The sequence below is a fragment of the Microcystis sp. M113S1 genome, from assembly GCF_020246945.1.
Lineage (GTDB): Bacteria > Cyanobacteriota > Cyanobacteriia > Cyanobacteriales > Microcystaceae > Microcystis.
The window spans coordinates 1-4,849 of the sequence record NZ_JADBSA010000086.1 but is presented as its reverse complement, the minus strand read 5'-3'; the positions used below and the strand labels follow the sequence as shown (position 1 = coordinate 4,849).

Annotated in this window: 6 protein-coding genes and 1 pseudogene; 2 read left to right on the top strand and 5 right to left on the bottom strand. The window is 37.6% G+C overall.

Annotated features, from left to right (window positions below):
- Window positions 1-134 precede the first annotated feature (134 nt).
- Window positions 135-530 (bottom strand): helix-turn-helix domain-containing protein, encoded by a 396-nt coding sequence (locus IM319_RS04905; protein WP_286824256.1) that lies wholly within the window; start codon window positions 528-530, stop codon window positions 135-137.
- Window positions 531-755: 225 nt separating this feature from the next.
- Window positions 756-1,064, bottom strand: a complete 309-nt coding sequence (locus IM319_RS04900) for a type II toxin-antitoxin system HigB family toxin (RefSeq protein WP_287078009.1) — start codon at window positions 1,062-1,064, stop codon at window positions 756-758.
- Between the two features lie 439 nt (window positions 1,065-1,503).
- On the opposite strand from IM319_RS04900, the gene IM319_RS04895 reads away from it, so the two are divergent.
- Both IM319_RS04895 and IM319_RS04890 read left to right on the top strand, forming a co-directional pair.
- Window positions 1,504-2,499, top strand: a complete 996-nt coding sequence (locus tag IM319_RS04895; RefSeq protein ID WP_287734850.1) for a glycosyltransferase — start codon at window positions 1,504-1,506, stop codon at window positions 2,497-2,499.
- A 268-nt stretch (window positions 2,500-2,767) separates the two neighbouring features.
- A complete protein-coding gene (locus tag IM319_RS04890; protein WP_287734849.1) occupies window positions 2,768-3,673 on the top strand; it encodes an Npun_R2821/Npun_R2822 family protein in 906 nt (301 codons plus the stop codon).
- A gap of 43 nt (window positions 3,674-3,716) precedes the next feature.
- On the opposite strand, the gene IM319_RS04885 is transcribed toward IM319_RS04890, so the two are convergent.
- The 3 genes and pseudogenes from IM319_RS04885 to IM319_RS22400 all read right to left on the bottom strand — a co-directional run.
- The gene (locus IM319_RS04885) at window positions 3,717-4,007 is read right to left on the bottom strand and encodes a DUF3288 family protein (RefSeq protein WP_286824252.1); all 291 of its coding nucleotides are present in this window, start codon (window positions 4,005-4,007) and stop codon (window positions 3,717-3,719) included.
- Window positions 4,008-4,009: 2 nt separating this feature from the next.
- A complete protein-coding gene (locus IM319_RS04880; protein ID WP_286824251.1) occupies window positions 4,010-4,624 on the bottom strand; it encodes a hypothetical protein in 615 nt (204 codons plus the stop codon).
- A 92-nt stretch (window positions 4,625-4,716) separates the two neighbouring features.
- A pseudogene (locus IM319_RS22400) lies at window positions 4,717-4,849 on the bottom strand (RNA-guided endonuclease InsQ/TnpB family protein); the annotation flags it as partial.

Here is a 4,849-nt window from a genome sequence, read left to right as displayed (position 1 = left end):
GTGGTCAACTACCTAATTTTCAGGGAAAAAGTACCTGAATTTTCCCCCTGATCACTCCCATGCCTGGTACTTTTTGATTGACAAAAAGTCTAAAAGTCTTACCCAACAAGGTTTTTAGATTTATTCAGCAGACCCTAACTAGGAAAAAATAAATCAGGAGATATATTTAAAAAATTGGCTAATTTTTGAATATAGATAGGAGTTAACTCTTGTAGGCCATCAAAAATGTCATCCAGGGTTGACTTACTTTCAAAGATAGATAGCAAATCTTGCTTTTGTAGGTTTCTTTCCTCTAATATAAATTTCAACAATTCAAGTCCATAAATATCAGGTATTGGCTCTTGATTTTCCTCATGCTCATAAATTAAAGCCCCTAAAACATTTAGATATTCCCTTTCTTCTGCCGTTAATTGGGGTTTGTCTAAAAGGCGATTAATAACCTCCTGCATCATTTCTAAGTCTTCCTCATTGTGAATAGGACGAGGAGGGTATTGCTTTAATAATTCTAAGTATTTATCAGTGGCAAACATAAAGATAACTCTAATTTTATGGTTTAAATAGGGGTGACTGAAGGAGATACAAAATTTTTAGTTAATAATTTATAGTTTTCATAAGTGGGTGGGTGGAATTAAATATAAGATGAACGTAGGTTGGGTTGAAGCATGAAACCCAACGCCCGATTATGTTACGCTACCGCTAACCCATCCTACAAATAATTTTTCCTCCCTACTTATTTGGAGATTCAGAGATTTAGATCAATATTTATTGAACCACGAATCTTTTTTCCATTGGTTTTTATTATATTCAGCATGGGTTAGTACTTTTCTAATGAAAACATTTCTATGTTGAAAATCAACATAAGTTATTAGTCGATAGTTGTTGCCGCAAATGTTGAATACTATAAAATTACCCACTAAGTCAGCCGAAGAAAAATCCTGACGAATATCTTGGAAACTTTGCCATTTTGCTTGACTAACTTGCTTGTACCAATAACGTAAACCAGCCTGAGCCTCTGGATGAGTTTCCCAAAAATTTCTTAAGGTGGCTCTTGAAATAATATGCATAATTTTTTATTAATCTTTTAAGTTTTATTTTCATGACCCCTACCCTTTTGTGTGTTTGTTCTTGCTTCCTAGTATAGCAAACTGCGAAGCCTCTAGTCAAGTATTTTAATTTCTCTGATAAACCGCATCCACAGGGAAACCCGTAGTTTTGCTTTTTCGGCTACGATCCTTGCATATCAATACTTTTAAGGCTTAATGGCTTGCCCGTGAAATTCCAGTTATCTAGCTGGTTGCGGTTTATTAATATTTATTAATTAGCAGAATTTGTAATTAACTAGCTAAGTCTCTTGATAGCCGACTCAAGGCTAAAAAATTTATTTAGTAGTAATTACACTTATGCCCGATCGACTATTGCCTTTAGATACCTCACACCTTAATAATTAAGTATAGAATAGCCAAGTCTCCAGACTACCGCTTAACCAAAACTTCTATTATCCTGATGAGAAACCTCTATTTTCTCTTGCCCGGTACTACTTCTCCTTTTGGTGGGGGTGGACTGTGGGCAGAAATGAAAACCGTCAATTTGGCTAGTCAAATTTGTACCGCCCAGATTGTGACTTATCGTCAAAAAGAGTTAAATTATCCTTTTTTAGAGGATATACTCGCGAAAATAAGCTCGGATGACAGTATTTTTGTGGTTAGCTGGGGTTTTGATGTTCCTAAACTGGTGCAAAGATTGCGATCGCATCATATCATTTATCATGCCCATAGTACAGGTTACGGCTTCCGTTTACCCTCCCAAATACCAATTATCACCGTTAGCCGTAATACTATGGGTTATTGGGGAGAAAAAGCTCCTAATGCTTTGATTTACTATCTTCCTAATCAAATTGGCTCAGAATTTCTCAATTTAGGCTTAGAAAGAGATATCGATGTCCTAGTACAGGGGCGCAAATCCTCAAAGTATCTTCTCAATCGTCTAGTTCCCGCCCTCCGTCCCCACTGTCGCGTTAAGGTTTTAGATAGCTATGTGGAGGATTTAGTGGGATTATTCAATCGTAGTCGGGTTTATCTCTACGATTCGGCTGAATATTGGGCTGTAAACAGTTTAACGGAGGGTTTTGGCTTACCGCCCCTGGAAGCTTTAGCCTGTGGTTGTACGGTATTTTCTAGCGTCAATAGTGCCTTAGCCGATTATCTCGATCCCGGTTTCAATTGTCAAAAAATCGGGGCTTATTCCACTCAATACGATCGGTCACGTATTCTTAATTATGCCCGTAATTTTCCCGTTAATTCTTTACCGGCTAATTTTCTCGATGATTATCATCCCGAAAAATTACTACCACGTTTTGAAACAATTTTAAGAGAAATTAATGATTTCTTTGATATTAAAAAACACTATCCGGCTGATATAGAAGGTTTAGAACCCCTGCGACTTAAAAAATTATGGATACAGAGTTCCCTCGCTAAACTTAAGAAAAAACTGTTTAAGTAGCAGTGATCTTTCCTTAATTATTCGCCAATTCAAAAATGAAACCCACGACTCCTTAAGAGTTGACAGAGAAAGACCGATCGGCTATTCAGTGATCAGTGATCAGTGATCAGTGATCAGTTATCAGTGAACAGGGATATCGGGAGAAAAAAGCGTTCGACAAAAGCTCACGCCGAAGTCTGATGGCTGACTCCCCAAAAGGAAAACTTTCTACTTCACCATTAAGATAACTGCTATATAATTATTTCTAACTCTTACCCCCAGGACATTTATGAAGCGAGGAATTTACATTACCGCTAATGATCGAGTTATCGAGCAGGCGATCGCATTAATGAATAGTATTCGTTTGTACGATCCAGATTCTACCGTCATCTTGATTCCCTACGACAATAATTATCAAAAAATTGCCGATTTATTGGCCGAAAAATATGGCGTTATTCTCTATCCAGAGCTGCAATTAGTGGAAGAATTGGCACAGAAAATCTATGATATTTTTGGAGAAAAATTCTTTGCTCGTCCCAATCAATTTCGCAAGCAGGTGTGTTGGTTTGGAGAACTAGATCAATTTCTTTATATCGATACGGATATCGTAGTTTTTGAAAAAATAATAGATAATCTAAATTTCCTCGATACCTACGATTTTCTCTGCTGTGATTACCAACACAAAAAAGGGATTACTGATGTCTTTAATCCGATTGTTTTAGAACAAGGAATCTTCACGGAAAATGATCTAAGTGGAATGTTTAACGGTGGTTTTTGGGCTAGTAAAAAGAATCTTTTCTCAGAACAGGAATTATATAGTGCTTTTCAAGAATGTGCCGCTCATCCAGAATACTTTGATTTTTCTCAAAAAACCTCCGATCAACCGATTATTAATTATACCATTCTCAAACGAGTTCCCAATCGATTTAATATTGTCCGCGCTCCGGGTTGTCAAGCGGGAAATTGGGGGGGAAGTTCTCATTTTCAACCTCAGGGGAATATTTTAATCGATCCGAGATTAAATCAGCCCTTAAAATATTTACATTGGGCAGGAATTCGCATTGAACCGGGTTGTCCTTACTGGGATATCTGGAAATATTATCGTTATCTAGATGATCCTAATCCCCCCGCAGATCCGCCAGCAAGCAAACCAAAAAATCCTTTTCAGAGATTATTAGATAAAATCAAATTATAGGTTTGATTTTTCCTCTCGCACCATTTAAGATAACTGCTGCAATTTAACTCCAATCCTGTTGCTCCTCGGTTTGGCGAATTTGATACACTTGTCCATGACTGTGCAGTTGTCGAGTTTTTGCCCATAAACTGACTTCATCTAACTGCCATTTTTCTAGGATTAAATCTAAATCTCTTTGGATTTCTCTTGCTCCCGGAAAGTTTTGATAACGTATGCGTAAACGAGCGCATTCAGCTAAGTTTAAATCATTGGGTTCTGATTGCAGTAGCTGATCAACAATCGGGCGATCGAGTCTTTCCTGTGGATGTTGTTGTTCTTGATTTTTACTAGCCATAATTAATCGAACCAACCGATATCGGAATCCGTTAACTCTGTGGGGGTAGGAGTGGGGGCAATATAACGGGCTAAAGTGGCCATTTCAAAGTTATAAAGACTGGGTTTCTTAGGCAATAGTTTGGTAATTGCTGACGGTTCAGGGGTGGGGGTGGAACTATTTTCTAGGGTTTTAATTTGATTATATAATTTTTCAATTAACTGTTTTTTATCAGTCAGTTCTGTTTCTGTCTTGCTTAATTGACTCGATAATTTTTCAATTAACTGTTTTTTATCAGTCAGTTCTGTTTCTGTCTTGCTTAATTGACTCGATAATTGTGCCAGCAAAGTAGTTTTTTCCGAGAGGACAGATTCTAACTGCTCGGTCTGTTGTTGTAACTGCTGTAAACTGACAGAGAGTTCCAGATGTTCTTTAAGTTCTTCTTCCAGAGAAATAACTGTTTCTTGGAGAGTTTGCTGATTTTTCTCGGTTTTTTCTAATTCTGCCGTCAAGTCGTTAATTTTTGCCTGTAGGGTGGCGTTAGTTTCCTTGGGACGTTTGGGAGAAGGAGAGGGTTGGGATTCTACCTCTTTATTAGCTTCTGTACGGATGAGATCGTTTAAATTACCTTTGGTCATAAGCTCTGCAAATAGGATATTACGATAGAATCGGATAGTGTCAAGAAATCTCTTGGTTTAGGCAATCGATAATTATTCGCCCGATATAGTTACTAATTCTGTACGCAAACGTCGCACTTTGAATCAGCTTTGTACGCTTTGACCCGTACAGGGCTAACTACAAGCCTCTCTATCGGATTCTTGCTAAATGCAACCTCTCCGACTACCTTTCTCCCTATATTTAAT